26 protein-coding genes and 2 pseudogenes are annotated in these 25,971 nt (G+C 70.6%); 16 read left to right on the forward strand and 12 right to left on the reverse strand.

All coding sequences use genetic code 11. The annotated features are described in order from the left end of the window. Positions 1–62 precede the first annotated feature (62 nt). Both ddaH and rocD read left to right on the forward strand, forming a co-directional pair. Positions 63–914, forward strand: a complete 852-nt coding sequence (gene ddaH, locus AB0I59_RS11595; protein WP_061259688.1) for a dimethylargininase — start codon at positions 63–65, stop codon at positions 912–914. After that, positions 911–2,170 carry an ornithine--oxo-acid transaminase gene (rocD, locus tag AB0I59_RS11600; RefSeq protein ID WP_435830934.1) on the forward strand — a complete coding sequence of 420 codons (1,260 nt, stop codon included), beginning with the start codon at positions 911–913 and terminating at the stop codon, positions 2,168–2,170. Before ddaH ends, rocD begins: the two co-directional genes overlap by 4 nt. On the opposite strand, the gene AB0I59_RS11605 is transcribed toward rocD, so the two are convergent. Together AB0I59_RS11605 and AB0I59_RS11610 are read right to left on the reverse strand one after the other, a co-directional pair. Beyond that, positions 2,157–3,743: an alkaline phosphatase D family protein gene (locus AB0I59_RS11605; RefSeq protein WP_358132184.1), complete on the reverse strand. Its 1,587-nt coding sequence runs from the start codon at positions 3,741–3,743 to the stop codon at positions 2,157–2,159. The two genes, rocD and AB0I59_RS11605, sit on opposite strands and share 14 nt — an antisense overlap. Before the next feature lie 162 nt (positions 3,744–3,905). After that, positions 3,906–4,400, reverse strand: coding sequence for a MarR family winged helix-turn-helix transcriptional regulator (locus AB0I59_RS11610; RefSeq protein ID WP_082777425.1), 495 nt, complete (start codon positions 4,398–4,400; stop codon positions 3,906–3,908). A gap of 127 nt (positions 4,401–4,527) precedes the next feature. Here AB0I59_RS11610 and AB0I59_RS11615 point away from each other — a divergent pair, with 127 nt between their 5' ends. From AB0I59_RS11615 to AB0I59_RS11625, 3 genes are all read left to right on the forward strand, one after another. Then, positions 4,528–5,631, forward strand: coding sequence for a substrate-binding domain-containing protein (locus AB0I59_RS11615; RefSeq protein WP_061259689.1), 1,104 nt, complete (start codon positions 4,528–4,530; stop codon positions 5,629–5,631). A 281-nt stretch (positions 5,632–5,912) separates the two neighbouring features. After that, positions 5,913–7,334 (forward strand): APC family permease, encoded by a 1,422-nt coding sequence (locus AB0I59_RS11620; protein WP_061259690.1) that lies wholly within the window; start codon positions 5,913–5,915, stop codon positions 7,332–7,334. Further along, on the forward strand, positions 7,331–8,341 hold the full coding sequence (locus AB0I59_RS11625) for an acetamidase/formamidase family protein (protein WP_061259691.1): 1,011 nt from the start codon (positions 7,331–7,333) through the stop codon (positions 8,339–8,341). The genes AB0I59_RS11620 and AB0I59_RS11625 overlap by 4 nt, the downstream gene beginning before the upstream one ends. Before the next feature lie 56 nt (positions 8,342–8,397). Here the strand turns inward: AB0I59_RS11625 and AB0I59_RS11630 are convergent, their stop codons facing one another. After that, on the reverse strand, positions 8,398–9,315 hold the full coding sequence (locus AB0I59_RS11630) for a Gfo/Idh/MocA family protein (RefSeq protein WP_061259692.1): 918 nt from the start codon (positions 9,313–9,315) through the stop codon (positions 8,398–8,400). A gap of 64 nt (positions 9,316–9,379) precedes the next feature. Here AB0I59_RS11630 and AB0I59_RS11635 point away from each other — a divergent pair, with 64 nt between their 5' ends. Then, a complete protein-coding gene (locus AB0I59_RS11635; RefSeq protein ID WP_061259722.1) occupies positions 9,380–9,709 on the forward strand; it encodes a PadR family transcriptional regulator in 330 nt (109 codons plus the stop codon). 143 nt (positions 9,710–9,852) lie between these two features. On the opposite strand, the gene AB0I59_RS11640 is transcribed toward AB0I59_RS11635, so the two are convergent. Continuing rightward, entirely contained in the window at positions 9,853–10,782 is a 930-nt protein-coding gene (locus AB0I59_RS11640; protein ID WP_358132188.1) for an NAD-dependent epimerase/dehydratase family protein, read from the reverse strand. A 42-nt stretch (positions 10,783–10,824) separates the two neighbouring features. Continuing rightward, positions 10,825–11,172, reverse strand: coding sequence for a YrdB family protein (locus AB0I59_RS11645; protein WP_061259694.1), 348 nt, complete (start codon positions 11,170–11,172; stop codon positions 10,825–10,827). A 111-nt stretch (positions 11,173–11,283) separates the two neighbouring features. On the opposite strand from AB0I59_RS11645, the gene AB0I59_RS11650 reads away from it, so the two are divergent. From AB0I59_RS11650 to AB0I59_RS11660, 3 genes and pseudogenes are all read left to right on the forward strand, one after another. Then, positions 11,284–11,982 (forward strand): TetR/AcrR family transcriptional regulator, encoded by a 699-nt coding sequence (locus AB0I59_RS11650; RefSeq protein ID WP_061259695.1) that lies wholly within the window; start codon positions 11,284–11,286, stop codon positions 11,980–11,982. A gap of 21 nt (positions 11,983–12,003) precedes the next feature. Further along, a pseudogene (locus AB0I59_RS11655) lies at positions 12,004–12,309 on the forward strand (type IV toxin-antitoxin system AbiEi family antitoxin domain-containing protein); the annotation flags it as partial. After that, on the forward strand, positions 12,237–12,638 hold the full coding sequence (locus AB0I59_RS11660) for a hypothetical protein (RefSeq protein WP_358132191.1): 402 nt from the start codon (positions 12,237–12,239) through the stop codon (positions 12,636–12,638). The pseudogene AB0I59_RS11655 and the gene AB0I59_RS11660, both read left to right, overlap by 73 nt. Before the next feature lie 60 nt (positions 12,639–12,698). On the opposite strand, the gene leuA is transcribed toward AB0I59_RS11660, so the two are convergent. Next, complete coding sequence (leuA, locus tag AB0I59_RS11665; RefSeq protein WP_358132483.1) at positions 12,699–14,423, reverse strand: 2-isopropylmalate synthase; 1,725 nt, start codon at positions 14,421–14,423, stop codon at positions 12,699–12,701. A gap of 266 nt (positions 14,424–14,689) precedes the next feature. Here leuA and AB0I59_RS11670 point away from each other — a divergent pair, with 266 nt between their 5' ends. From AB0I59_RS11670 to AB0I59_RS11700, 7 genes are all read left to right on the forward strand, one after another. Further along, positions 14,690–14,935, forward strand: coding sequence for a DUF2630 family protein (locus AB0I59_RS11670; RefSeq protein ID WP_358132193.1), 246 nt, complete (start codon positions 14,690–14,692; stop codon positions 14,933–14,935). Positions 14,936–15,083: 148 nt separating this feature from the next. Then, complete coding sequence (locus AB0I59_RS11675; RefSeq protein WP_358132195.1) at positions 15,084–16,079, forward strand: GNAT family N-acetyltransferase; 996 nt, start codon at positions 15,084–15,086, stop codon at positions 16,077–16,079. Positions 16,080–16,122: 43 nt separating this feature from the next. Next, positions 16,123–16,758, forward strand: a complete 636-nt coding sequence (locus AB0I59_RS11680; protein WP_358132197.1) for a serine/threonine-protein kinase — start codon at positions 16,123–16,125, stop codon at positions 16,756–16,758. Then, positions 16,689–18,467, forward strand: a complete 1,779-nt coding sequence (locus AB0I59_RS11685) for a glycoside hydrolase family 6 protein (protein WP_358132199.1) — start codon at positions 16,689–16,691, stop codon at positions 18,465–18,467. The genes AB0I59_RS11680 and AB0I59_RS11685 overlap by 70 nt, the downstream gene beginning before the upstream one ends. Before the next feature lie 89 nt (positions 18,468–18,556). Then, a complete protein-coding gene (locus AB0I59_RS11690; RefSeq protein WP_061259701.1) occupies positions 18,557–18,949 on the forward strand; it encodes a hypothetical protein in 393 nt (130 codons plus the stop codon). 1 nt (position 18,950) lies between these two features. After that, positions 18,951–19,106, forward strand: coding sequence for a hypothetical protein (locus AB0I59_RS11695; protein ID WP_358132201.1), 156 nt, complete (start codon positions 18,951–18,953; stop codon positions 19,104–19,106). 5 nt (positions 19,107–19,111) lie between these two features. After that, entirely contained in the window at positions 19,112–21,448 is a 2,337-nt protein-coding gene (locus tag AB0I59_RS11700; RefSeq protein ID WP_358132203.1) for a DUF4132 domain-containing protein, read from the forward strand. Here AB0I59_RS11700 and AB0I59_RS11705 read toward each other — a convergent pair. The 6 genes and pseudogenes from AB0I59_RS11705 to urtC all read right to left on the reverse strand — a co-directional run. Continuing rightward, positions 21,438–21,658, reverse strand: a pseudogene (locus AB0I59_RS11705) (hypothetical protein); the annotation flags it as partial. The gene AB0I59_RS11700 and the pseudogene AB0I59_RS11705 overlap by 11 nt on opposite strands. A 69-nt stretch (positions 21,659–21,727) precedes the next feature. After that, positions 21,728–22,813: a YeiH family protein gene (locus AB0I59_RS11710; protein WP_358132205.1), complete on the reverse strand. Its 1,086-nt coding sequence runs from the start codon at positions 22,811–22,813 to the stop codon at positions 21,728–21,730. Then, positions 22,810–22,977 carry a hypothetical protein gene (locus AB0I59_RS11715; protein WP_358132207.1) on the reverse strand — a complete coding sequence of 56 codons (168 nt, stop codon included), beginning with the start codon at positions 22,975–22,977 and terminating at the stop codon, positions 22,810–22,812. Before AB0I59_RS11715 ends, AB0I59_RS11710 begins: the two co-directional genes overlap by 4 nt. A gap of 325 nt (positions 22,978–23,302) precedes the next feature. Beyond that, positions 23,303–23,995, reverse strand: a complete 693-nt coding sequence (gene urtE / locus AB0I59_RS11720) for an urea ABC transporter ATP-binding subunit UrtE (protein ID WP_061259704.1) — start codon at positions 23,993–23,995, stop codon at positions 23,303–23,305. Next, complete coding sequence (gene urtD / locus AB0I59_RS11725) at positions 23,982–24,740, reverse strand: urea ABC transporter ATP-binding protein UrtD (protein ID WP_061259705.1); 759 nt, start codon at positions 24,738–24,740, stop codon at positions 23,982–23,984. Before urtD ends, urtE begins: the two co-directional genes overlap by 14 nt. Before the next feature lie 61 nt (positions 24,741–24,801). Beyond that, positions 24,802–25,956, reverse strand: a complete 1,155-nt coding sequence (gene urtC, locus AB0I59_RS11730; protein ID WP_358132209.1) for an urea ABC transporter permease subunit UrtC — start codon at positions 25,954–25,956, stop codon at positions 24,802–24,804. Positions 25,957–25,971: the final 15 nt, after the last annotated feature.

Below are 25,971 nucleotides of genomic sequence, written 5' to 3' on the forward strand. Positions count from 1 at the left end.
GCCCGACATGTCCGGGTTTCTAGGCTGAGGAGCAGTCAACCACCTTCTCCCTGGAGTTCCGCATGGCTCTTGCGACCCTGCCCGCCGTCACGGGCGGCGATCGGACGGGTACGGCACGGCACTACCTGATGTGCCGTCCCGAGTTCTTCGCCGTGACCTACGCGATCAACCCGTGGATGGACCCGGACCAGGGCGCGGACGCGGCGCGAGCCGTACAGCAGTGGGAGGGGCTGCGCAGGGCGTACGAGGAGCTGGGGCACAAGGTGAGCCTCATCGACCCCGTGGACGGCCTTCCCGACATGGTCTTCGCCGCGAACGGCGCCCTCGTGGTGGACAGCCGGGTCTACGGCGCCCGGTTCACGCACGCGGAGCGCGCCGCCGAGGGCCCGGCCTACCTGCGCTGGTTCGCCGACCGGGGCTTCGAGACGATGGAGCCGGCGCACACCAACGAGGGCGAGGGCGACTTCCTCACGCTCGACGACGTGGTACTCGCGGGCACGGGATTCCGCACCGACGTGGCGGCGCATGTGGAGGCCCAGGAGTTCATCGGCCGCCCGGTGGTCACCCTGCGGCTGGTCGACCCGCGGTTCTACCACCTGGACACCGCGCTGTTCCCGCTGGACGGGCAGAACGTCGCCTACTACCCCGGGGCGTTCTCGGAGGGAAGCCGCAACGTGCTGCGGCGCATGTTCCCCGACGCCGTGATCGCCACGGAGGAGGACGCCGCGGTCCTCGGGCTCAACGCGGTCAGCGACGGCGCCAACGTGGTGATCAACGCCGAGGCGACGGGTCTGTCGCTGGAGCTGGAGCGCCTCGGCTACACGGTCGTCCCCGTGGACCTGTCCGAGCTGCGCAAGGCGGGCGGCGGCCCCAAGTGCTGCACCCTGGAGATCCGGGAGGTCTCGGCAGCATGAACGCCGACATGAACGCCACCACGAACGCCGCAGCGAACGCCGCAGGGAACGCCACGGACCTCATCGAGCTGAGCGAGCGCCGCAGCGCGCACAACTACCATCCCCTGCCGGTCGTCCTCCACTCGGCCGAGGGCGCCTGGGTGACCGACGTCGACGGCCGGCGGTACCTCGACTGCCTGGCGGGCTACTCCTCGCTCAACTTCGGCCACGGCAACCCCGAGATCCTCGCGGCGGCCCGTGAGCAGCTCGACCGGCTGACGCTGACCAGCCGGGCGTTCTTCCACGACCAGTTCGCGGAGTTCGCGGCGGGCCTCGCCGACCTGTGCGGCAAGGACATGATCCTGCCCATGAACACCGGCGCGGAGGCCGTCGAGACGGCCATCAAGGTCGCGCGCAAATGGGGATACGAGGTCAAGGGTGTCCCCGCGGAGCAGGCGAACATCATCGTGATGGAGGACAACTTCCACGGTCGCACCACCACGATCGTGAGCTTCTCCACCGACCCAGACGCCCACGACGGCTTCGGGCCGTACACGCCGGGGTTCAGGCTCGTGAAGTACGGCTCCGCCGAAGCGATCGGCGAGGCGATCGACGAGAACACTGTCGCCGTGCTGCTCGAACCGATCCAGGGCGAGGCGGGCGTGCTCGTGCCGCCGGACGGCTACCTCTCGGCGGTGCGCGACCTGTGCTCCGAGCGGGGCGTCCTGTTCATCGCCGACGAGATCCAGTCCGGGCTCGGCCGCACCGGTGACACCTTCGCCTGTGATCACGAGGGCGTCGTCCCCGACATCTACGTCCTGGGCAAGGCTCTGGGCGGCGGCGTCGTGCCGGTCTCGGCGGTGGCGGCGAACGCGGACGTCCTCGGCGTCATCCGGCCCGGCCAGCACGGCTCGACCTTCGGCGGCAACCCCCTCGCGTGCGCGGTCGGCAGCGCGGTCATCAGGCTGCTGCGCACCGGGGAGTACCAGGCCAGGGCGCGGGAGCTGGGCGACTACCTGCACGAGCGGCTGCGCGAGCTGGTCGGCTCGGGCGTCGTGGCGGTACGCGGGCGCGGCCTGTGGGCGGGTGTGGACGTCGACCCCTCGCTGGGGACCGGCCGCCAGGTGAGCGAGGCCCTGATGCGCCGCGGCGTGCTGGCCAAGGACACCCACGGCTCGACGATCCGCCTCGCGCCGCCGATCGTCGTCTCCCGGGAGGACCTCGGCTGGGCGGTGGACCAGCTCGCCGCCGCCCTGGAGGAGCTCAGGGCAGCCTGATCGCCCCCAGCTCGGCGTCGTGGGTCCGCCAGGTCACGGTGGCGGTGTCCGGAGTGAGGTCGACGGTGGCCAGCGCGTTCTGGAACCAGGGCCCGGCCGCCAGCCGCCACCGGATCGGCGGCCTCGGCAGGCGGGCCGCCCGGGCCAGCAGGCTCCCGAGCGGACCCGCCACGGCGAAGGACGCGACCACGTTGGCCAGCCTGAGCGTACGGCTGAGCGGGTTGCGGATCGGCGAGCAGACGATCTGGTGGATCCGGCCTCTCCCGTCGCGTCTCCCTCGCTTCGGCCGTACCGAGGCGAGGTAGGAGTAGTGGACGTCGCCGGACAGCAGGAGGACGGTGGCCGGCGGACGTCCCCTCTCACCCGAGGCGACGCCGGTGAGCAGCCGGGCGAGGTGCTCGAAGGATCCGCGGAACGCCGCCCAGTGCTCCAGGTCGACGAGCTGGCGCAGACGCTCGGCCCACCGGGCGGCCCGCCGGCCCCAGGCGCCGTCGCAGACGGCCTCGTTCCAGCTCTCGACGTGATGGATGCCCGTGGGCAGGAGCACCGGCAGCGACGAGCCGACGATCAGGTGGTCCACGTCGCCGGTGGCCGACTCCTCCAGCCACGCCCGCTCGTCGTCGTCCATGATCCGGCGCGCGCCGGGGGTGAGGACCCGGCCGCACCGGCTGTCCAGCATGATCACCCGGTTGGATCCGATGTCCCTGCGGTAGCTCCAGCGGACGGAGGCGGGCTCGGCGTCGGCCCGCGCGGCGAACGCGTCCAGCGCCGCGCCGTCGTCGCCCGCCCTCAGCGCGGCGAGCACGGGATCCGCCCCGCGCTCCTCGGCGGTCAGGTTGCCCAGATGCTGGTAGACGTAGTAGGCGCCGAGGCCGGACACGATCCTCCGCCGCCACCACGGAACCCCGGCCATCCGCTCGCGCCACTCGGCCGAGGTGTTCCAGTCGTCCCTGATGTCGTGGTCGTCGAACATCATCAGGGTGGGCACCGTGGCCATCAGCCAGCGGACCGGCGGGTCCGACCACGCCCGGCGGTAGAGCTCGGCGTACTCCTCGAAGTCCACGACCTCCTCGGGACCGTCACTCCGCCGGGCGGCGACGAAGTCCTTCATGTCCGGTGAGAGCTCGTCGGCGTACACCTGGTCGCCGAGCATGACCAGCAGGTCCGGGAGCTCACCCGACTCCATGAGCCGCAGGCTGTGGGCGCGCAGGACGTCCACGCCGTGCGTCAGCACGTACGGACCGTCGTGCGGGACGCTGGTCCGGCAGGTGCCGAAGACCAGGCGGCGCAGGGCGGTGAGCGGCCGGACGACGGTGGGCGGCATGCCCGGGGGCGGCCACACGGCCTCGCCGTCCAGCTCCACGCGGTACGGCGTGCCGCCGGGCGGCGTGACCTCCGGGAGGGCGGCGTCGACGACCGCGTAGTGGTGCCCGTGGACGGTGAAGGTGCGCTCCTCGGAGCGCGTTTCGCCCGCCAGCACCGTGACCGCACACGGCTCGGTCGTCTCCACCCATATGGTCGCGCTCGCCGCGTCGGCATGACGGAGCAGCGGGCCGATCACCAGTTGTGCCACGCCTACAGGTCTACTGCAGGCGTGGCGCCGGACGCGAGCGCGCGAGAGGACGCTTCCCGACATTCGCGGACGGAGGTGCCGTCCAGGACAGATCTCCGCTCCCGCGCGGCTCAACCGATCTCCGCTCCCGCGCGGCTCAACCGATCTCCGCCTCCGCGCGGCTCAGCCGCCGAGGGAGCGTGCCAGATGGTCGAGTTCGCGCATGAGCCGTTCGGTGCGGGCCGCGCCGTACGCCGCGAGGACGGCACGGCGGTGTTCGGCGATCCCCGCCTCCAGGCGGGCCAGGAGCTCGCGTCCGCGATCCGCGAGGAAGACCACCACCTTGCGGCGGTCGAGGGGATCGTGACCGCGATAGACGACGGCGCGTTCGACGAGCCGATCGACGGCCTTCGTGAGCGTGGGGTGCGGCATCAGCGCGGCCTCGGCCAGACCGCCCATGGAGTGGCCGCGCCCGTCCGCGAGCGCCTGGAGGATGCGCCACTGCTCGACGGAGACCTCCTCGCTCGCGAGCGCGGCCCCGAGGCTCCGGTTGACCGCCCGCTCGGCACGGCTCAGGAGGTACGCGAGCGAGGACTCCAGGCCAGAGGAGGTCACCGGCGCCTCCGCCCCTTCCGAGGGAAGCCTGACCTGGCTCGCGTCACCGGATCCGGCCGTCATCACGGAACGCTCGGCTCGTGCGTGAGGAGGCTCGATCCCGACATGGCCACGAACCACTCCCTTCCTGCGTTTTCTTGTGCTTTTTCCGCTTCCCTGCGCGGATGCGGATGGAGGATACTCTTCCCTCGTGATCGATCCCGCCACGATGGTCATCGATCCCCTGGAAGCGCATGTGCTCAGGGCGGACACGCTCCGCGTGGGCCTGGTCGTGCCCGTCTCCGGCGTGCTCGGCCTCGTCGGACCGTGCGCGATCAACTGCGCGGTGCTGGCGGCCGCGGAGGTGAACGGCGCGGGCGGGATGCTCGGCAGGCCGGTCGAGCTGGTCCTGATCGACGGCGGCCGGAGCCCCGCCGAGGTCGGCGCCGAGGTCGCCGGGCTGGTGCGCGCGGGAGCCGTACAGGCGGTGGTCGGAACCCACGCCAGCGATGTGCGCGTCGGGATCGAGCGCGCGCTTCGCGGCGCGGCCCCGTTCGTCTACACGCCTCCGTACGAGGGCGGTGCCCGCTCCCCCGGGGTCTACTTCCTCGGAGAGCCCGCGTCCTCGCAGGTCGCCCCGGGGATCGACTGGCTGATCGGGCACCGGCGGGCGAGGCGCTGGTTCCTGCTGGGCAACGACTACATCTGGCCGTACCTGGTGCACGCGTCCGCGCGCGTCCATCTGATGTCCTGTTCGGCGCGGATCGTCGGGGAGCGCTTCCTCCCCGCCGGCACCCGCGACATGGCGCCGCTGATCGAGGAGCTCGCCGCCGTACGGCCGGACGTCGTGCTGCTCAACCTCATCGGCAGCGACCTGATCGAGTTCAACCGGGCGTTCGCGGCGAGCGGGCTGGACTGTGCCCGTCTCTGCGGCGCGCTGGAGGAGCACGGCCTGCTGGCCATCGGAGGCGACTCCAGTGGTGAGCTCTATACCGCGATGGGCTATTTCGGGGGCATCACCACGGACGACAACCTCTGGCTGCAGGAGCGCTACACGCGACGGTTCGGCCCGGCCGCGCCGCTGCTCAACGGGCACGGGCACGGGTGTTACGAAGGCGTTCTCATGCTCGCCGCGCTCGCCGCCCGCGCGGGTTCCCTCGCTGTGCCCGCGATCGAGGCGGTCGCCGACGGGACCACGGTCATCACCGGGAGGGGGCCGCTCACCCTCCGGGACCGGCACGTGTGGCAGCGCGTCTATCTGGGACGTGCCGACGGGCTGGACTTCGATGTCGTGACCTCCTCCCCTGCCCGGTGAACCTGTGAACCGTTCTGATGAACCGTCCTTGCGAACCGTCCTTGCGAACCGTCCTTGCGAACCGTCCTTGCGAACCGTCCTTGTGCACCCTCCGGCGAACTCTTGCGAACCGGTCTCTGAACCGCGTGGTGACTCCGTCCTGTGAACAGGGGCCGTGCCGGGCTTTCCCCTCCTGACCGCCACGGTCACGCCGCCGACAAAGAAATTTTCAAACGAAATCTTTTCCTTTTCAAGGATTAGTCCTATCGTACGCTCTGCCCCCAGCGTTCGAAGGAGTTCTGATGTCGTCTCCCTCCGCGGCGCCGTCCTCGCCCGCGTCATCGCAAAGCGCCGCGAACGGCGTGGAGCGTTTCGGATACCAGCAGCAGTTACAACGCTCGCTGAGCTTCACCGACCTGCTCATCTACGGCCTGATCTTCATGGTGCCGATCGCGCCGTTCGGCATCTTCGGCGGCGTCTTCCAGGGCTCCGGCGGCATGGTCGCGCTGGCGTACGTCATCGGCATGGTCGCGATGGCCTTCACCGCCCTGTCGTACGCGCAGATGTCCAAGGCGTTCCCGATGGCCGGCTCGGTCTACACCTACGCGGGTCGCGGGATCGCCGCCCCGGTCGGCTTCCTCGCCGGCTGGGTGATCCTGCTCGACTACATCCTCGTGCCCGCGCTGCTCTATCTCGTGGCGAGCGCGGCCATGGCGTCGTTCGTGCCCGTGATTCCCGTCTGGGCCTGGTTGATCATGTTCATCGTCCTCAACACGGCGGTGAACTACTTCGGCATCCAGATGACCGCACGGATAAACAAGATCATGCTGGTCGCCGAGCTGATCGTGCTGGCGATCTTCCTGGTCGTCGGCGTCGTCGCCCTCGCGCAGGGCAAGGGACACGGAGACGCGTTCAGCCCAATCTTCGACTCGTCGACGTTCACCTGGCCGCTCGTGTTCGGAGCCGTCTCGGTCGCGGTGCTGTCCTTCCTCGGTTTCGACGGCATCTCGATGCTCGCCGAGGAGAGCCGTGAGGACGCGCGCAAGCTCGGCCGTTCCATGGTGGCCGCGCTCATGCTCGCGGGTGCGCTGTTCATCGCCCAGACCTGGGTCGCCGCGCTGCTCGCGCCGGACCGCGCGGAACTGCTCAAAAACGGCGGGGACAACGCCTTCTACGACGTCGCCGAGTACGCCGGAGGACACTGGCTGAGCGTGCTCACCGCCGTCGCGACCGCGGTCGCCTGGGGCTTCGCCAACTCCCTCGTCGCCCAGGCCGCCACCTCGCGCCTGCTGTTCGCCATGGCCCGCGACCGGCTGCTGCCACGGTTCCTGGGCAAGATCCACCCGAAGCACAAGGTGCCGGTCAACGCCACGTTCCTCACTGCCGCCGTCTCGCTGGTCCTCGGCCTCATCCTCGCCAACAGCGATGACGGGATCGGGCAGCTCAGCTCGCTCATCAACTTCGGCGCGATGACCGCCTTCCTCGCGCTCCACGTCTCCGTCGTCGTCCATTACGTCGTACGGCAGCGCAGCCGGGACTGGTGGCGGCACCTGATCGCCCCCGCGATCGGCTTCCTGATCCTGCTGTACGTTGTGATCAACGCCAAGGTGGCCGCCCAGGCGGTCGGCCTGACCTGGCTGGCACTCGGCGTGCTGATCCTGATCACCTTCATCCTCATCGGCCGTCGCCCCACCCTTCCCGACGAGACGGAGGTCTCCGAGTGAACGTCGTCTCCTTCCGGCCCAAGGCCGAGGACCTGGCCTACACCTTCGGCGGACGGCCCGCCGTGGCCCGAATCGCCCCCGGCACGGTCCTCGAACTCTTCACCGAGGACTGCTTCGGCGGGCGGGTGCGCGGCCCCGAGGACCTGCCGTCGAAGGTGTGCGAGTTCCCCTTCCTGAACCCCGTCACCGGTCCCTTCCACGTGGAGGGGGCCGAGCCCGGTGACACGCTCGCCCTGCACTTCGTCTCCATCGAGCCCGCCCGCGACTGGGCCGTCTCCACGACGTTCCCCCACTTCGGGGCGCTCACCGGCACCCACACCACCGCGATGCTCCAGCCTCCCCTCGACGAGGTCGTCTGGATGTACGACGTGGACGTGGAGAAGCGGACCGTCCGCTACCAGGCCCGGAACAGCGACTTCAGCGTGGAGATGCCGCTCGACCCGATGCACGGCACCGTGGGCGTCGCTCCGGCCGCCTCCGAGGCGCGGATGACGATCACCCCGGACGCCCACGGCGGCAACATGGACACCCCCGAACTGCGGGCCGGCGTCACGGTCTACCTGGGGGTCAACGTGGCGGGCGGCCTGTTCGCCATCGGCGACGGGCACTGCCGCCAGGGACACGGCGAGGTCTGCGGCACCGCCGTCGAGGCCGCGATGAACACCGTCGTCGCCGTCGAGCTCATCAAGGGCGTCGCCACGCCGTGGCCGCGCCTGGAGGACGACGACCACCTGATGTCCACGGGCTCGGCCCGGCCGCTCGAAGACGCGTACCGCATCAGCCAGCACGACCTCGTCACCTGGGCGGCCTCGCTCACCGGCCTCGACCAGCTCGACGCGTACCAACTGGTCAGCCAGGGCGGCGAGGCGCCGGTGGGCAACGTGTGCGACACGAACTACACGATGGTCGCCAAGCTGCCCAAGGCCTACCTCGGCCGCCCCGAGATCTACGAGTCCGCGCACTCCCGGCTGCGGGCTCTCGGCGAGGAGTACCTCTCCTCCCGCTGATCCCCGACCGGACTGATCCTCGACCGGGCTGATCCCGTCTCCTCCTGGGGACGGGATCAGCCCGTGTTCGCCAGAAGACCGGCGTCGGCGAGCGCGGCAGCGACGACGTCCTCGCAGATGGCGTGGGTGACGAGCGCGTCCTCGGCGGAGATCGTACGGCCCTCGCGCACGGCGTCCAGGAAGGCGTGGCAGATCTGCTCGATGCCGCGCTGGCGCGCGACCGGCGTCCAGGGCGGCCTGCGGGACAGGGTCTCGCCCCCGGCGTGGTCCACCACGTCGCCGAGATCGATCACCCGCCGCTTGCGCCCGCCGCCCATCGCCTCGCAGGTCTCCTCGGTCGAGCCGCCGACGCGGTTCATGACCCCGATGGCGGTGAAGCCGTCGCCGCCGAGCTCCAGCACGATGTGTTCGAGCAGCCCGGACCGCACGCGGGTGCGCACCCGAACGTCCGTGACCTCTCCCGGCGCGAGGAACCGCAGCGTGTCGGCCACATGGACGAAGTCGTCGAAGACCACCGTACGCGGGTCCGCGGCCGCGTCCACCCGGTTCTTCTCCAGGATGACCAGGTCTCTCGGCAGGTCACGCAGGGCCGTGTAGCCGGGGGCGTACCTGCGGTTGAACCCCACCATCAGCGACCTGCCCCGGTCACGCGCGAGCCGTACGAGCCTCTCTGAGTCGGGGAGGTTGTCGGCGAGCGGCTTGTCGACGTAGACGTGCACCCCCGCCTCGATCAGCGCCTCGACGAGCGGCACGTGCGCGGACGTCGCGGCGTGGACGAACGCCGCCTCGATCCCCGCCTCCACCAGTTCGCCGACGGTGGTGAAGAGCCGGTCGATCCGGTACGCCGCTCCGAGCCTGGCCAGGGTGTCCTCGTTCCGGGTGCACAGGTGCGGAACGATCCCCGGCGTGGTCGCGAGCACCGGAAGGTACGCCTTCTCCGCGATGTCCCCGAGCCCGATGATCCCGATTCTCATGCGCCGGAGCCTATCGGTATTGCTAATTTTGACTTACTAAGTGAAACTGAATAAAGAGGTGATCATGGCACGCCGTCAACCCGATCTGGGACGTTTCACCGACGTCGCCCTGCTGGTGCTGGTCAGCCTGGCCGAGGGCGACAAGCACGGCTACCGCATGATCCAGGACATCGAGGAGTTCTCCGGCACGGCCCTCGAACCCGGCACCCTCTACGGCGCGCTCATGCGGCTGGAGGAACGCGGGTGGATCGAGCCGCTACCCGTGATCGAACGCCGCAGGCCGTACCGGATCACACCCGCCGGGCTCGACGCCCTGCGCGAGCAACTCGCCACCCTGCGCCGCATCGAGGAGACGGGCACCAGGCGCGCCCGGCCGTCGTGGGGGGTGGCCTGAGATGCGATCGGATTCGCCCCCGCCCTATCCCCGCCGCGATGGGCGTCCCGGTCAGCGTGGCGATATGCGGCGCTGTCGCGCGGATCTCGCTGTCCGCTCCCCGCTCGCCCGGCCCTCCCTGGTACGCGCCCGTGCCCACGTGATCAGCGGGCCCGCCACCGGGTGACGGTCTCCTTCAGCGCCCCGTCCATCGGGGTGGCGGCGACACCGAAGGTCGCGGTGAAGGCGGACGAGTCGAGGACGAAGGGCCGGTCGAACTGGTAGCGGGTCTCCCTCATTTCGCGGAGGAACGGCGACACCGCGCCCGCGGCCATGAGCGCCCATTCGGGCAGTCGTACGAGCCGGGGACCGGGGGCCCCGGCCAGATCGCACAGGCGCTCGGCCATGGCCCGGATGCTCAGCGCCGGGCTCGTGGGGATGTGCCAGGCGCGGCCCCAGGCACGTTCGTCGGTCGCCACCGTGACCAGGGCGGCCGCGACGTCGGGCAGGTAGGTCCAGCTGTGCGGGATGTCGGGGTCGCTCAGGGTCATCGCCCGCCGTCCGGTGAGCAGCGGGTCGAGGAAACGGTCCCCGAGGAACGACTGGTCCGACGCGCCGGGGCCGAAGTAGTCGGAGCCGCGCACCTCCGTGATCCGTACCCGACCGGCCCTGTGGGCGGCGAGCGCCTGCTTCCACATCTCGGCGCGTACCCGGCCCTTGGTCCCGGTGGACGCGAGCGGCGCGTCCTCGGTCATCGGGCCGTCCACGGGGCCGTAGCCGTACAGGTTGCCCAGCGTGACCAGGACCGCTCCCGTCGCCTCCGCCGCTCCCAGCAGCGAGTCCGCGATCGGCGGCCAGTCCTCCGCCCAGCGGTGGTACTTCGGGTTCGCGCAGTTGTAGAGCGCGTCGGCACCTTCCGCCAGGCGCCGCATCGCCGTGGCGTCCTGGGCCGGGATGGCGGCCCGCGTGATCCCGGCCCGGTCGGGGCCCGAGCCCGAGCGGGTGACCACGACCACCTCGTGACCCGCCGCCGCGAGCGTCTCGGCGACCCTGCCGCCGACCTGACCGGCGCCGACGATGACGTGCTTGCCCATGACTTCTCTCCCTGCTCTCGGTCTCTTACGGGGCGGCGTCGCTCAGACCTGATCCCAAACCAGGCGGAGGACGGCGTTGACGGCATAGAGGACGGCGAAGACCGCACCCCCGGTGGCGACCCCGGACGCGACGAGAGCGACCGCGCCGCCTCCGAACCACGCGATCTCGAACGCGGCCCTGGCGAGGCCGTGCAAGGGGAACCTCGCGCCGTTGGCCGCGGCGAAGAGTCCCCAGAGGGTGGCGAACATCGCGGGAGCGCCGAGGCCGACGAGGATCCTGAGCCCGAGAGGAGCGCCAAGGGTGAACCCCCAGTACCCCACCGCGATCAGCACGCCGAGCTCCAGGAAGAACATCAGGGCGAGGTTGGCTCCCTTGGCCACGGTCAGCATCGCAACTCCTTGAGTCATCGCTCTCGTTCGAGAGCAATGCTCTCTCATTAGAGCAGTGCCGTCAAGAGCAGTGCTCTCGAATCCTGCCGCCGCTCTGATAGCCTCCAGGACATGAGCGCGAGCCGTACCGCACGTGAACGAGTCAGAGCCGAGCTGATCAGGGAGATCACCGACGTCGCCCGCCGTCACCTCGCCGTCGACGGAGCCACGGGCCTGTCCCTGCGCGCCGTGGCACGGGAGATGGGCATGGTCTCCTCCGCGATCTACCGCTACTTCCCGAGCCGGGACGACCTGCTCACCGCGCTGATCATCGACGGCTACAACGCACTCGGAGAGGCCGTCGAGAAGGCCGAGGCGACCCGTGCGCGTGACGACTTCACAGGACGCTGGCTCGCGGTGTGCCGCGCCATACGCGAATGGGCACTCGCCCACCCGCATGTGTACGCCCTGCTCTACGGGTCGCCGGTGCCGGGCTACCGCGCCCCGGACGACACCATCGCCCCGGCGGCGCGGGACACCGCCGTGTTCGGCCAGATCATCGGCGACGCCGTCGCGGCCGGGCGCCTGAACCCGCCCGCCATCCTGCCCGAGCCGCCGGCGATCATCTCCTCCGACGCCGACGCGGTCCGTACGCTCATCCCCGGGGCGTCGGACGACGTGATCAGCCGGGCGGTCACGGCCTGGACCGGCCTGTACGGCATGGTGAGCTTCGAGCTGTTCGGCCAGTTCAACAACACGATCGAACATCGTGCCGAGTTCTTCGAGCACAACATGACCGGCCTCGCCCGCCTCCTGGGCCTCCCCGCCTGACGCCCCCGATGGGGTCTCGTCACAGCACGACAGGCAGCGCGCAACGGAGTCACTGCAGTGGAGCTGACGCGCCTGACGAACGACGGGATTCTTGATCGTGTCGCATTCGGTGTCTATCGCCTGCCCGGCTCCCCTCCCGGTCGGCTCACCGAGCTTCGCGCGGCATGGCTCCAGCTCGCCCCGGCTCCGAAGCCGAAGCCCGGGGCATCGACTCGGGCGTCGTCTCCCACGGCAGTGCCGCGCTCGTCCTCGGCGTGGGCGACTTCACCGGCGAACTCCACGAGTTCACGAGTCCCAAGCGCAAGCGGTCCCGACGTGGCGACGTGACGATCCACACCTCATCCATCGGGCACGACGAGATCGTGTGGTGTGATCAGCTCCCGGTGACCGCACCCGCACGTCTGGTCGGCGATCTGCTCGCGGATCGCCACGACGGCCAGCACATCTCGCATGTCGTGGCGGACATTCTCGATCAGCGGCTCGCCACACGGAAAGACCTGGCTGATGCGGTGACTCCGCATGCCGCCGCGTACGGCGTGATGCCCGCCTTCCTGTACGAAACGGAAAGGGGCGGCATCCGTGGGTCGCACGGATGCCGCCCCTCGCGGCAGGGTGGTCGAAGCCTTGTGGGCGAAGACGGAACCAGACGTCTCTGATGATCATCGAAGGATCGGGGCAGGTCGTGCCCGTTCTCCCACGCGATCAGTACGGGGGTGTCAGCGGGAGGCGCGGTTGACGGCGGAGATGATCGCCTTCAGGGACGCGGTGGTGGTGTTGGCGTCGATGCCGACGCCCCACAGAGTCCGCGGGCCGTTCTCGCCACCGACTTCGCACTCGACGTACGACGCGGCCTTGGCGTCGGCCCCCGCGCTCATGGCGTGCTCGGTGTAGTCGAGCACCCGTACGTCGATGCCGATGCCGCGCAGCGCGTCACAGAAGGCAGAGATCGGGCCGTTGCCGACGCCCTCGATCTCGCGGATCTGCCCGTCCACGCGCACGTCGGCGTTGATCATGTCCTTGTCGTCCACACCCGAGGACCCGCGGTGGGCCAGCAGGCCGAGGCGCCCCCACGGCTTGGCCGGGTTCGGCAGGTATTCGTCGGTGAACGCCTCCCACATGGCGGCCGGGGTGACCTCCCCGCCCTCCGCGTCGGTCTGGGCCTGGACCACGCGGGAGAACTCGATCTGCAGGCGGCGCGGCAGGTCGAGCTGGTGGTCGGCCTTCATGATGTAGGCGACACCGCCCTTGCCCGACTGGCTGTTGACCCGGATGACCGCCTCGTAGCTGCGGCCGATGTCCTTCGGGTCGATCGGCAGGTACGGCACGGCCCAGGTGAACTCGTCGACCGGGGTGCCCGCGGCGGCCGCGTCACGCTCCAGGTGCTCCAGCCCCTTCTTGATGGCGTCCTGGTGGGAGCCGGAGAAGGCGGTGTAGACCAGCTCGCCGCCCCACGGGTGACGGGGGTGGACGGGCAGTTGGTTGCAGTACTCGACGACGCGCCGGATCTCGTCCATGTCCGAGATGTCGACCTCGGGGTCGATGCCCTGGGAGAACAGGTTCATCGCCAGCGTCACCAGGCACACGTTGCCGGTACGCTCGCCGTTCCCGAACAGGCATCCCTCGATGCGGTCGGCCCCGGCCATGTAGCCCAGCTCGGCGGCGGCGACGGCGGTGCCGCGGTCGTTGTGGGGGTGCAGCGACAGCACGATCGAGTCGCGGTACGCCAGGTGGCGGTTCATCCACTCGATCTGGTCGGCGTAGATGTTCGGCGTGGCCATCTCGACCGTGGCCGGCAGGTTGACGATCACCTTGCGGTCGGGGGTCGGCTGCCAGACGTCGTTGACGGCGTTGCAGACCTCGACGGCGTACTCCAGCTCGGTGCCGGTGAAGGACTCCGGCGAGTACTGGAAGTAGATCTCGGTGCCGTCCATCTCGGCGGCCATCTTCTTGCACAGCTTGGCGCCCTCGACGGCGATGGCCGTGATGCCGTCCTTCTCCTGACCGAACACGACCCGCCTCTGCAGCGTCGAGGTCGAGTTGTACAGGTGGACGATGGCCTGCTTGGCGCCGCGCAGCGACTCGAAGGTCCGCTCGATCAGCTCGGGCCGCGCCTGGGTCAGCACCTGGATGACGACGTCCTCGGGAATGCGGTCTTCCTCGATGATCTGGCGGACGAAGTCGTAGTCGGTCTGGGACGCGGCGGGGAAGCCGACCTCGATCTCCTTGTACCCCATGCGTACCAGCAGCTCGAACATCTTGAGCTTGCGGTGCGCGTCCATGGGGTCGATCAGGGCCTGGTTGCCGTCGCGCAGGTCGACGGCGCACCATTGCGGCGCCTTATCGATGACCTTGTCCGGCCAGGTGCGGTCCGCCAGCCGGATCGGCTCGAACGGCGTGTAGCGGTGGTACGGCATGGGGCTGGACTGCTGTTGCGGGTACATCATGCTCCTCGTAGGACACGCCGGCACGAGCATGGAGAAACGAACATCCCGATCAGGGAGAAGGGCTCGCCACCGGTAAAAGACCTGGGGCGGCCGACGCGCACGGCTGTCTCCGCGGCGAGGGAGCCGGCCTCTTACAGGCCCTCGCCGCGGCGGATAAGAAGAAGCCCGCGCAGCATGTCAAGCACACTAGCAGACGGTGATGAATGAATCGGACGCCGCGGGTGGTCACCGCGTAGCCTGAAACGGGTGAGAGGGGGCTGGGCATGAAAGACGACGAGATCCTCGGCCGCATCGGCGAACTCATCGAGGAGGAGCACATCCTGCGCACGAGGCTGGCGGCGGGGGAGGTCACCACGGACGAGGAGCACGAGCGGATCAGGACGCTGGAACAGGGCCTCGACCAGTGCTGGGACCTGCTCAGGCGGCGCCGGGCCAGCAGGAACGCCGGGGAGGATCCCGACTTCGCCGTCCCCCGGCCCGTCAGCGAGATCGAGGACTACGAGCAATGACCGCGGTCCCGGGGACGACCGGACCCGTCCGCGGAATCCGGGGAACCCGCGCGATCCGGGACCATTCGTGCCCCTCGGCCCTGGGCGGCCATTCGAGCCCGGATAAATCGTTCGCTCACCGGCCGGGCGGTGTTGTTGTCTGGTGAACATGCACATCGAGCGCCTCGATCTCGCCGACCCCGGTGACCGCGTCGCCGGTCTGGTCGCCGGTCTGTACGCGGTGCACGAGGCCCTGGGAGATCCGGGCGCGCCGACGTCGCGGCGCCACTTCGCGTCCAAGCTGGAAGGCGGCTGGTCGGGCGAGCGCGCGGAGACCTGGGTCGTCGGAGTGGACGGCGAGATCGTCGGCGGCTGCACGGTGTACTACCCCGAAGAGGACAACACCCATGTGGCCAGCCTGCGATTTCTCGCCGTCCATCCCGACCGGCGGCGCGATGGGCTGGGCGGGGCGCTGCTCGACCGCGTGATCGACCGGGCACGGGGCGAGGGCCGCCGTCTTCTCGTCGGCGAGACTGTGGCGTTCGGGCCGGGCGCGGACTTCGCTCGCGCCCGCGGTTTCGCGCCGGCCACGGCGGAGGCGCGCCGGGTCCTCGACCTGCGCGCGGTCGACTGGGCGTCCTACGAGCTCATGCGGGCCGACGCCGCTCGACACGCGCGGGCGTACTCCCTCGAACGCTGGACCGGACCGGCCGGTGAGGAGTTGCTCGACGACATGGCCCTCCTGATGACGTCCATGAACGACGAGCCGCTGGGCGATCTCGAAATGGATGATCACCGGTGGACCGCGGAGCGGCTCCGCACCCTCGACCAGGGCGTCGTGAGCTCGGGGCTCACGCCTTACACCATGATCGCCAGGCATGCCGAGAGCGGTGAGCCCGCCGGGTTCACCCGGCTCCTGGTCGACACGGACGACGCGCGCGGGTGGGCGCGGCAGATCGACACCGGCGTGATCCGGGCACATCGCGGTCATCGGCTCGGGACGGTGCTCAAGCTGGCCACCGCCGCCTGGTTCCACGCCTGCGAGCCGGCCGTCGAACGCATCGTCACCTGGAACGCCGACTCCAACGCGCACATGCTGGCGATCAACGAACTGATGGGCTATCGGATCCTCGACACCTGGACCGCGTGGCAGCTCCATATCTGAACGCCTGGAAGGTCCCCGTTTGACTGGTTATGATCCCGCAGTGGTGTCAAACGGTGGAAACCACGACGAATCCGCAGCGAACCACGACCTACGCGACGGGGACCCGCGGCAGGCCGGACCGTACACACTGCTGCGCAGACTCGGCCAGGGCGGCATGGGAACCGTCTACCTCGGCCGCGCACCCGACGGCCGAAACGTCGCCGTCAAACTCATCCACCCCCAGTGGGCCACGGACCCCGACTTCCGCCGCCGCTTCACCCGCGAAATCGCCGCGGCCCAACGCGTCGCCCGGTTCTGCACCGCACCCGTCCTCGCCGCCGACGTCGACGGGGACACCGCCTACCTCGTCACCGAGTACGTCCCCGGCCCCACACTCCACGAGGCCCTGCGCGCCCAGGGCCCGCTGACCGGTTCCAGCCTGGAAACGCTCGCCGTCAGCGTCGCCGTCGCGCTCCAGGCCATCCACAGCGCCGGCGTGATCCACCGCGATCTCAAGCCCGCCAACGTCCTGCTGTCCCCCCTCGGCCCCAAAGTCATCGACTTCGGCATCGCCCAACTCGCCGAACCCGGAGCCCCACCAGCGGCGTCATCGTCGGCACCCCCTCCTTCATGGCGCCCGAACAGGCTCGGGGCGAACGCGTCACCCCCGCCTCCGACATCTTCGCCTGGGGCGCCCTGATCGCCTACGCCGCCTCAGGCCGCGCACCCTTCGGCGACGGCTCCCTCCCCAGCGTCCTGTACCGGATCGTCCACCACGAACCCGATCTCACCGCACTCGAACCCGCCCTCCACGCCGTCGTCGCCCGCGCTCTCGCCAAGGACCCCGCCCGGCGCCCCACCGCGCAACAGCTCGTCGACACCCTCACCGGCCACACCCCCACCGGGGACACGCCGTCGGGTACGGCGGAGCGGCCTTCATCGCCCCCCGCCGAGGCCCTCCCGTCCCCAGGCACCGGATCGGCCGTTCCCGTCATGCGCCCCGACCGGTCCGCGTACGCGGAGAGCACTGGGGGCACCGGCCGTACGGATGGAACCGGTGGCGCCCATGGCGCGGGCGACGACGGTGGCACCGGTGCCACCGTCGTCGCGAGACGCGGCACCGGAGCCCTCGTGGGCGTGGGAGCGGCGGTCGTCGCGATCGTGACGGCGGGGGTAATCATCGCCGTGCGGACCCCGCCGGCCGACGGCGACAAGGGGGCACAGCGGCAGGCGATCTCCACCACGTCTCCGGAGGCGTCCTTGGGAACGCCCGCGACGGCCGTGAACGACGACACGTCCCCCGACGGCGGCACGGACGGCGAGCCCGGCGACACGTCGAACGGCGCGAACGACGGCACGAAGGCCGGCAACCCGCTGGGCGCCCGGACCGTACGGTTCTACGCGAGCCCCGACAACGACGCCGCCCGCCAGTCGTCCATCTGGGAGGCGTCCGGGCGGGCCGGGGACGCGGCCGTCATGCGGGCGCTCGCCAAGGTTCCGCAGTCCGTGTGGCTGAGCGGCATGTCGGATTCCGAGGCCGCCCGGGTCACCGACGCGGCACTCGACGTGGCGGCGAAGCAGGACGCGGTTCCGGTGTTCGTCACGGACAGCATCCCGCTGCGGGACTGCCACTCCAGCGGCCTGCGCGACTCCCGGGCGTACTCCTCGTGGATCGGCGCCATAGCCACCGCCATCGGCGACCGCGCGGCCGTGGTCGTCCTGGAACCCAACAGCCTCTCCAAGGTGCCGGGCACGCCGGGATGCGACCTGGGTGGCGACAAGGGCGAGCAGGCGCGCTACGACCAGCTCTCCGAAGCGGTCAAGCGCCTCGGCGCCTTGCCGAAGACCGCGGTCTACCTCGACGGCGGCCAGGAGTACTGGCCGTCACTCAAGAACGCCGCGACCCGGCTGATCAGTTCCGGACTGGACAAGGCCGACGGTTACTACCTCAACGCGTCGGGGTTCCAGCCGACGGAGCAGGTCGAGGCGTACGGCGCCAAGCTCGCCAAGTGCGTGCACGTGATCGCGGCGAGCGGGGCGGGCCGCTGTCTCGACGCCGAGGTCGACGCCGTCGCCGACGACACCGCCGGACTGCCCCACTTCGTGATCGACACGAGCCGGAACGGCACGGGCGAATGGGAGCCGCGGGCCGGGACGTACAAGGACCCGCAGACCTGGTGCAACCCTCCCGGTCGCGGCATGGGCATCCGCCCCACCACCGGGACCGCGAGCCGCCTGGCCGACGCCTATCTGTGGATTCGTGACCCCACGAAGTCGAACGGGACCTGCACGCGCGGCACCTCCGGCCCCAAGGATCCGGCCTACGGGCTCGTGCCCCCGCCCGGCGGTGCCTTCTGGCCGGTCATCGCCCTCCAGCGGGCCAAGAACGCGGTCCCGCCCCTACGGTGACGATCTCGGGGCTGGTTTCTGGTGTCGCGGTTCTGTCGTGCCCGGCTGCTAAGAATTTCGGCATCACCCCGGCGATCAAAGGACATCCGATGGCGTTGGTCACTTTCCGCGATGAGACCGCGACCGGCAGGGCTCTGGACGAGTTCGTCCTGCCCGGCCTGCCGGAGCGGATCTCCGCCCGCGAGCTGGTGCGGCTGCGCGTGCGAGAGGAGGTCGCCCGGTACAACGCGGCTCCGTCGCACCACTTCCGCGGTCTGGTCAAGCCGAGCGAGGCCGAGGCCGAGCTGAACGGCTACCGGATGCGCGCCGCCCGCAGGCTCGACTGGGAGCGGCAGGCCGACGCCGCGGAGGCGGCCTTCGCCCGCAACGGGTTCATCCTGCTGATCGGTGAGCGGCAGATCGACGATCTGGACGTGGAGATCGACCTGACCGCCGACCCGGTGGTGTCCTTCATCAAGCTCGTTCCCCTGGTCGGAGGCTGACGTGGGCGTCAGCGGCCACCGCCTCCGGGTCCTCCTGCCATTCGTCGGCGTCGGCGACGGCGGCAGGTCGCCGATCGAACCGTCCGCGGCGTTCCTCCTCGCCCACGGCACCGCCGTCATCGCCGCCCCGTCCTTCGCCTGCCGGATCAAGGGGTGACCCGCGTGCGACTCTCCCCGTCGGCACAACTGCTGTACACGGTCATGACCGACCCGAGTACCGACAATCCGGACCCTTGGCCGCATTCGTCCCAGCTGACCGCCTTCGATCTGGGCACTCTGCTCCCCGTCGCCTACCGGACGACGAAAATCGTCGGCACGGCCATGTCCGCGAGGTTCGCGGTCGAGAGCGCCGCCAAGGAGCGCCGGACGTCGTTCACGCCCGAGGCGTGCGCCGATCTGTTCCAGGCCCTGGTGGACGGGCTGGAGGCGCGCAACTGGTCCAACCTGCCCCTTGCGGTGGCGTCGCTGCCGCGCTGTCCCGGCGGCCCGCCGCTCGCCGACCTCACCGAATCCGCGCGGACGCTGGTGCGCTTCCACCTCCGCGCCGAGCGGACCGGGGATGCGTACGCGCTGCTGGCGGTCGCCGGGCTCGCCGGGCTGGACGACGAGGTGGCCGCGGTGCTCAAGGAGGGCAGAGGGCCGATCGCGCTCGACGAGATCGATCTGCTCCTCGGCTGGGACGCGGAGCGCAGGGCCCTGCTGGTGGAGGCTCTGCAGGAGAGGTCGTACAACTCCCTTCCCCCGCTGCCGGACACCTGGGAGCGGCTGGCCGCGATCCCGGAGTACGTCGCCTTCGCCCGTACGGCGCTGGAGGCCGCCGAAGCCCGGATCGCCGCGATCCACGCGCGTGAGATCCCGTACCGGGCCGACCGCGCCTTCGACGACGCGGAGAAGGCGGCGCTCGGCCGGGCCGTGCGGCTGGCGCTGTGGCGGGACGAGCCGTGGCTGCCCGGCCTGCTCGACCGGCTGCTGCGCGGTGTGGCGGTCGCGCCCACGGCGGCCAAGACCCTGCCCTCCCAGGGGTTGCTGTTCGAGATCGGCCGCGCGGTGGAGGATTTCCCGACACCCGAGGCCATCTCCGCGCTGCGCACCGCGCGTGCGCTGACACGACACGCGGGCGTGCCAAAGCAGCTTGACCGCATGCTCAAGCGGATCGAGCATGCGCTGGCCGATCGGGTAGAGGTGGCCTTCCGGATGCCGGACCTCGGTTTCGAACCCGGCGGACGGCTCCGCATGCCCCTCGGCGAGCACACGGCCATGATCTCGATCGGCGACGACGTCGAGCTGACGTGGTGGCAGGGCGAGAAGCGGTTCAAGGCGGCTCCGGCGGCGGTGCGGCGGGACCATCCCGACGAGGTCAAGCGCCTGCGCGACCTCACCGGGCAGGTCCGCCGGCAACTGACCACACTGGTCCGTGCGCTGGAGGCGGGATACCCGGGTGACGCGCGTCATCCGTACGCGACCTGGCGTGAGCGGATGGCCGAGCATCCGATCGCCGGGACGGTCGCACGGCGGCTGATCTGGGAGATCGAGGTGTCTCCGGGGCACTGGCGGAGCACGCTCGGCGATACCGGAATCACGGGGATCACCGGAACCACCGGGCCCGAGCCACCGCCCGACGCTCCGGTGCGGCTGTGGCATCCGGCCCGCGCGCCCCTCGACGAGGTGCGCGCCTGGCGCGAGCAGATCACCGGGGAGCGGGTCAGGCAGCCGTTCAAGCAGGCGTTCCGCGAGGTCTACCTGCTCACTCCGGCCGAGGAGGAGACCGGCGTCTACTCCAACCGGTTCGCCGCCCACGTCGTGGACTACCGCACGCTGTACGCGCTGTTCAAGCAGCGCGCCTGGTCGGCCGACCTGCTGGGCCCGTGGGACGGCGGCGGCGACGGCGAGGCTCGGCGCGTGCTCGCCGGAGGGCGCTGGCGGGCGTCGTTCTTCCACGAGAGTCTCGGCGGGGACCACGCCGCGACGGACCAGGTCCGCTTCCATCGGAACACCGACGGCGAGTGGCGGCGGGCGGCGCTCGCCGAGGTGCCCCCGCTCGTGTTCAGCGAGGCGATGCGGGACGTGGACCTGTTCGTCGCGGTCACGTCGATCGCCGCCGACCCCGGCTGGGCCGACCGGGGCACCGAGCGCCACTATGACTACTGGCGCACGGCCGCCTTCGGCGCGCTGCCGCCCTCTGCCGAGGTCCGTCGCGACGCGCTGGCCCGCCTCCTGCCCCGTACGGCGATCGCGGACCGCTGCACCCTGACGGATCGTTACCTGGTGGTCCGCGGCGACCTGCGAACGTACAAGATCCACCTGGGCAGCGCCAACATCCTCATGGATCCCGGCGACGTGTACCTGTGCGTCGTCAGCGCGCCGGGCTCGGAGGCCGAACGGGTGTTCCTCCCCTTCGAGGAGGACGGCCGGCTCGCGCTGATCCTGAGCAAGGCATTCCTGCTGGCCCGCGACGGCGAAATCGGCGACGAGAGCATCATCCGGCAGATCAAGGGTTGACATCCGCCTCTCCCTGATGGAAGGGGATTCCAACCCTCACAGGTCGGCCTTCCTGCTTCGTCGCCGCTCGCCCGCCCGGAGGAATCCGTTGAGGTCTTACCCCAGCTCCACAGGCGTTTCGCCTCTCCGCCCCAGCCCGGCGGCGAGGATGTTCCTGGCCGCGTTCACGTCCCGGTCGTGGACCGCGCCGCGGGCGCACTCCCACGACCGGCCCCCCTATCCGGTGCCGTACGGCCCGCGCCGGCCGTACGGCACCGGAGTTCGTGGGATCGGCGCGGGTCAGAGGCCGATCCAGGCCGAGGCGGCGACGACGAGGCCGAGCGTCACGACGGTGACGGTGACCTCGGCGAGTGCACCTACGGCGAACGGCCGCAGTCCCTGGCGGCGGATCGCCCGGAAGTCGGTGCTCAGCCCGACGCCCGCGAAGGTCAGCAGGAACGCCCAGCGCGAGAGGTTGCCGAGCGAGGTCAGGTCCGCCTTGGCGATCAGCCCGGCCGTGGCGAGTACGGACACGGCGAGGAAGCCGAGCACGAACTTCGGGAACTTGGCCCACAGGAAGCGGGTCCGGCTGCCGACCGCCCGTGCCTGGCCGCGCGCCGCCCAGAACAGGGCGAAGCCGAGCACGACGAAGCCGATCGTGGCGTTGCGCGTGGACTTGGCGAGCACCGCGACCTTGGCGGCCTCGTCAGAGTAGAGCGCGCCGGCGGCGGTCGCCTCCGCGGTGTTGTCCACGGCGAGACCGGCCCACAGGCCGAACTCGTGCGCGGACATCCCGATCAGGTGGGCGATCGCCGGATAGGCGAACAACCCGAACGCGCCCAGCGCGAGGATCGCGGCGATGGCGAACGAGGCGTCCTCGTCGTCGGCGTCGATGGCGCCCTTGCCCGCGATGATCGCGGAGACGCCGCAGATGGACGAGCCGATGGCGAGCAGCGAGATCAGCTTCGGCCCGAGCTTGAACCAGCGCCCGATCAGCACGACCACGCCGATGGCGACGAACAGCTCGATGACCACGAGCGCCAGGCTGACGCCGCCGAGCTTGAGCACGTCACCGAGGAGGAACCTGGCGCCGAGCAGGACGATGCCGAGCTTGAGCCAGAACTCGTACGTCGCGATCCCCGGCCGGAAGATCCGGTGGACGCCGACGGTGTTGGTGATGATCAGGCCGAGGAGGATCGCCCACAGGACGTACTCGATGTTCGGCAACGACCAGCCGGTGCTCTCGGCGAGCTGCTTGACCCCGGTCTCGGCGAGCTTGCCCGCGTAGCCGATGGCCGCGAGCAGGAGGAGGCCGGGGATCAGGGCGGCGGCCCTGGCCGCGAGGTCGTTCCCGGACGCGGCGGGGGCGACGGTGTCCGTGGTCACCAGCTCACCTCCGGGAGGAGGCCGGTGATCGCGGCCACCACGATCACCGCGGCGACGCCGACGGCGACCCAGTCGAGGACGGGCGTGCGCTCCGGCCGGGGCGCGGCCGTCGCCCGCTCCTGAGCCGCCTCCTCAGCCGCCTTCTCAGCCGCCGCCTCAGTCACCGCCTCCGCCTCGGGAGGTACGTCAGCGGCGGTTCCGGAGGCTGGTTCGGAGGCTGGTTCGGGAGGTGTGGGCGGCCGGGCTTCGTCGGGTACGGCCGCCGGCTCTGGTGGTGGTGTCGTCGCGGACACGGCAGCGCTCCTCGGGATCGGGGGGTGGACGCGGCGCCCGCAGCATAAATCCGTTAATCCCTACTAGTAAAGAGGGTTGAATGCCTCACTGAGCCGAGCGAGTTCGCCGTGACCGGCCGGTGGATCGACCCGCCGATCGACCCGCTGCTCACACGGCTCATCGCACCCCTGATCACACGGCCGATCACACGGCTCGTCACACAGCGAGGAGACGGTGCACGTCCTCGCCCTGGAGCTCCCGCGCCGGGCCGGAACGCGCGACATGACCGGCGTCGAGGATCACGAAGCGGTCCGCCAGCCGGAGGGCGAGATCGAGGTACTGCTCGACGAGCAGCATGGCCAGACCCGCCCGGTGCAGCCGCTCGATCGTCTCCTCGATCTCGATGATGATCGACGGCTGGATTCCCTCGGTCGGCTCGTCGAGGATCAGCAGCCTGGGCCGGGCGACGAGGGCCCTGGCCATGGCGAGCTGCTGCTGCTGGCCGCCGGAGAGAAACCCGGCCGGGCGCTTCAGCAGCGGCTTCAGCCCGGGGAAGACCTCCAGAGCCTCGTCCACGGCGCCGCCGTCCTTGTGCGGCGCCGCCTCCAGCGCCACCTGGAGGTTGCCCATCACGCTGAGCTGCGGAAACGTCTCGTGACCCTGTGGAACGTAGCCCATGCCGAGCCGTACGCGCTCGTGCGGCCTGAGGCGGGTGACGTCCCTGCCGTCGAACGTCACCGATCCGGCCGTCGCCGGGAGCACGCCCATGATCGTGTTGAGCAGGGTCGTCTTGCCGACGCCGTTGCGGCCCATCACACACATGAGCTGCCCCGGTGCGACCTCAAGGGACACGCCGAAGAGCACGCGCGCCGTGCCGTACCCCGCCTCGAGTCCTTCAACGGACAACATCGCCTGCCTCCTCGCGTGCCCGGCCCAGATAGACCTCCTGTACCCGTGGATCGGCCCGGACCTGTTCCACCGACCCCTCCACCAGGACGGCCCCCTCGTGCAGCACCGTCACCTGCGAGGCGTACCGCCGCAGGAAGTCCATGTCGTGCTCGACCACGATGACGGTGTGGTCGCGGGCGATCTCGGTCAGCAGCTCGCCGGTGCGGGCACGCTCGTCCAGTGACATGCCCGCGACCGGCTCGTCCAGCAGCAGCAACCGCGGTTCCTGGGCGATCAGCATGCCGATCTCCAGCCACTGCCGCTGCCCGTGCGACAGGATGCCCGCGCGCTGACCGGCGAGGCCGGACAGTCCGGTGGTCGAGAGTGCCCGCTCCACCGCCGGGGAGGCGCCTCGGCGGCGGCGCAGCAGCGACCACAGCGGGCGGCGGAACGACGCCGCGAGGTCCAGGTTCTCCAGGACGGTGAGCTCCTCGAACACCACCGAGGTCTGGAAGGTGCGTCCCACGCCCAGCCGGACGATCTCGTGTTCCCTGCGGCCGACGAGTTCCTCGCCGCCGAAGCGCACCGTACCCGCCGCCGGCCTGGTGAGCCCGGTGACGACGTCGATCAGCGTGGTCTTGCCCGCGCCGTTGGGGCCGATGAGGAAGCGCAGCTCTCCCTGCTCGACCGACAGGTCCAGGCCGCTGATCGCCCGGAAGCCGTCGAAGACCACGTCGAGCCCGCGGATCTCCAGCAGAGCGCTCATGACTCCCCCTCGCCCAGGGACTCGCGGTGGCGGGACACGCGGTGCCCGTCCGTTCGCTCGCTCACGCCGCCGCCCTTCCGCGCGCCAGGCGGCCGCGCAGTCCCGCCGCGACACCCGACGCCAGGCCCGCGACGCCCTTGGGCGCGAGCGTCATGACCAGGATGAACAGGGCGCCCTGGAGGTAGAGCCAGGCGTCCGGCAGTTCCTCGCTGAAGTACGTCCTGGCGTACCCCATGACGACCGCGCCGAGGACCGCCCCGGCGAGCGCGTACCTGCCGCCGACGGCGACCGCCACGACCAGTTCCAGGGACGGTACGACGCCGAGCAGCGCGGGCGAGATGATGCCGACGACGGGGACGAACAGCGCGCCCGCGATGCCCGCCATGCCCGCCGACATCGCGAACGTGACCGTCTTGACGGTCGCCGGGTCGTAGCCGAGGAAGCGCACCCGGTCCTCGCCGTCCCTGATCGCCAGCAGCAGCCGCCCGAACCTGCTGCGGACGAGCTGCCACGCCCCGAGGTACAGGACGCCCAGCACGATCGCGACCGTCAGGTAGAGCCCGCGCTGGGTCGTGTCGGCGGCGACGTCGTTGCCGAAGATGTCGAAGAAGTTGGTCAGGCCGTTGGTCCCGCCGGTGAGCCCCTGCTGCCCGACCAGCAGGATCACCAGCGCGGCGGCGAGCGCCTGGGTGAGGATCGCGAAGTAGGCGCCGCGCACCCGCTGGCGGAACACCAGCGTGCCCAGCGCCAGCGCGACGAGCACCGGCACGACGACGGCCATGGCGAGCGCGAACACCGGGTTGCCGAACGGCGCCCACAGCGCAGGCAGCTTCTCGACGCCGCTCCACACCATGAAGTCGGGCAGGTCCCCGCCCGCGTCGTGCAGCTTGAGGTACATGCCCATGGCGTAGCCGCCGAGGCCGAAGAAGACCCCCTGCCCGAGGGTGAGCATGCCGCCCTGGCCCCAGGCCAGTCCGATGCCGAGCGCCACGATGGCGTAGCAGAGGTACTTGGCGAGCAACCCCAGCCGGAACGGTTCGAGCAGCAGCGGAGCCACCACCAGCACGAGTACGGCGGTCGCGGTGAAGGCGGCCGGGCCGCCGAGGCGGCTCCACCGCGGCCGGGCCGGTTCGGGCGGCGTCTGCCGTACGACGACGGGTGCGGTCGCGGCCATGTCGGCGCCCTCGGCCGTCACGTCGGCTCCTCTGGCCGTCACGTCGGCTCCCCCGGC

The organism is Microtetraspora glauca (assembly GCF_040656155.1).
Lineage (GTDB): Bacteria > Actinomycetota > Actinomycetes > Streptosporangiales > Streptosporangiaceae > Microtetraspora > Microtetraspora glauca.

Bases quoted from the DNA above. Each gene is read 5' to 3' on its own strand.
- ddaH (WP_061259688.1), top strand. From the start codon at position 63: ATGGCTCTTGCGACCCTGCCCGCCGTCACGGGCGGCGATCGGACGGGT.
- rocD (WP_435830934.1), top strand. From the start codon at position 911: ATGAACGCCGACATGAACGCCACCACGAACGCCGCAGCGAACGCCGCA.
- AB0I59_RS11610 (WP_082777425.1), bottom strand. From the start codon at position 4,400: ATGACGGCCGGATCCGGTGACGCGAGCCAGGTCAGGCTTCCCTCGGAA.
- AB0I59_RS11620 (WP_061259690.1), top strand. From the start codon at position 5,913: ATGTCGTCTCCCTCCGCGGCGCCGTCCTCGCCCGCGTCATCGCAAAGC.
- AB0I59_RS11630 (WP_061259692.1), bottom strand. From the start codon at position 9,315: ATGAGAATCGGGATCATCGGGCTCGGGGACATCGCGGAGAAGGCGTAC.
- AB0I59_RS11635 (WP_061259722.1), top strand. From the start codon at position 9,380: ATGGCACGCCGTCAACCCGATCTGGGACGTTTCACCGACGTCGCCCTG.
- AB0I59_RS11640 (WP_358132188.1), bottom strand. From the start codon at position 10,782: ATGGGCAAGCACGTCATCGTCGGCGCCGGTCAGGTCGGCGGCAGGGTC.
- AB0I59_RS11645 (WP_061259694.1), bottom strand. From the start codon at position 11,172: ATGCTGACCGTGGCCAAGGGAGCCAACCTCGCCCTGATGTTCTTCCTG.
- AB0I59_RS11650 (WP_061259695.1), top strand. From the start codon at position 11,284: ATGAGCGCGAGCCGTACCGCACGTGAACGAGTCAGAGCCGAGCTGATC.
- leuA (WP_358132483.1), bottom strand. From the start codon at position 14,423: ATGTACCCGCAACAGCAGTCCAGCCCCATGCCGTACCACCGCTACACG.
- AB0I59_RS11670 (WP_358132193.1), top strand. From the start codon at position 14,690: ATGAAAGACGACGAGATCCTCGGCCGCATCGGCGAACTCATCGAGGAG.
- AB0I59_RS11675 (WP_358132195.1), top strand. From the start codon at position 15,084: ATGCACATCGAGCGCCTCGATCTCGCCGACCCCGGTGACCGCGTCGCC.
- AB0I59_RS11685 (WP_358132199.1), top strand. From the start codon at position 16,689: ATGGCGCCCGAACAGGCTCGGGGCGAACGCGTCACCCCCGCCTCCGAC.
- AB0I59_RS11690 (WP_061259701.1), top strand. From the start codon at position 18,557: ATGGCGTTGGTCACTTTCCGCGATGAGACCGCGACCGGCAGGGCTCTG.
- urtE (WP_061259704.1), bottom strand. From the start codon at position 23,995: ATGTTGTCCGTTGAAGGACTCGAGGCGGGGTACGGCACGGCGCGCGTG.
- urtD (WP_061259705.1), bottom strand. From the start codon at position 24,740: ATGAGCGCTCTGCTGGAGATCCGCGGGCTCGACGTGGTCTTCGACGGC.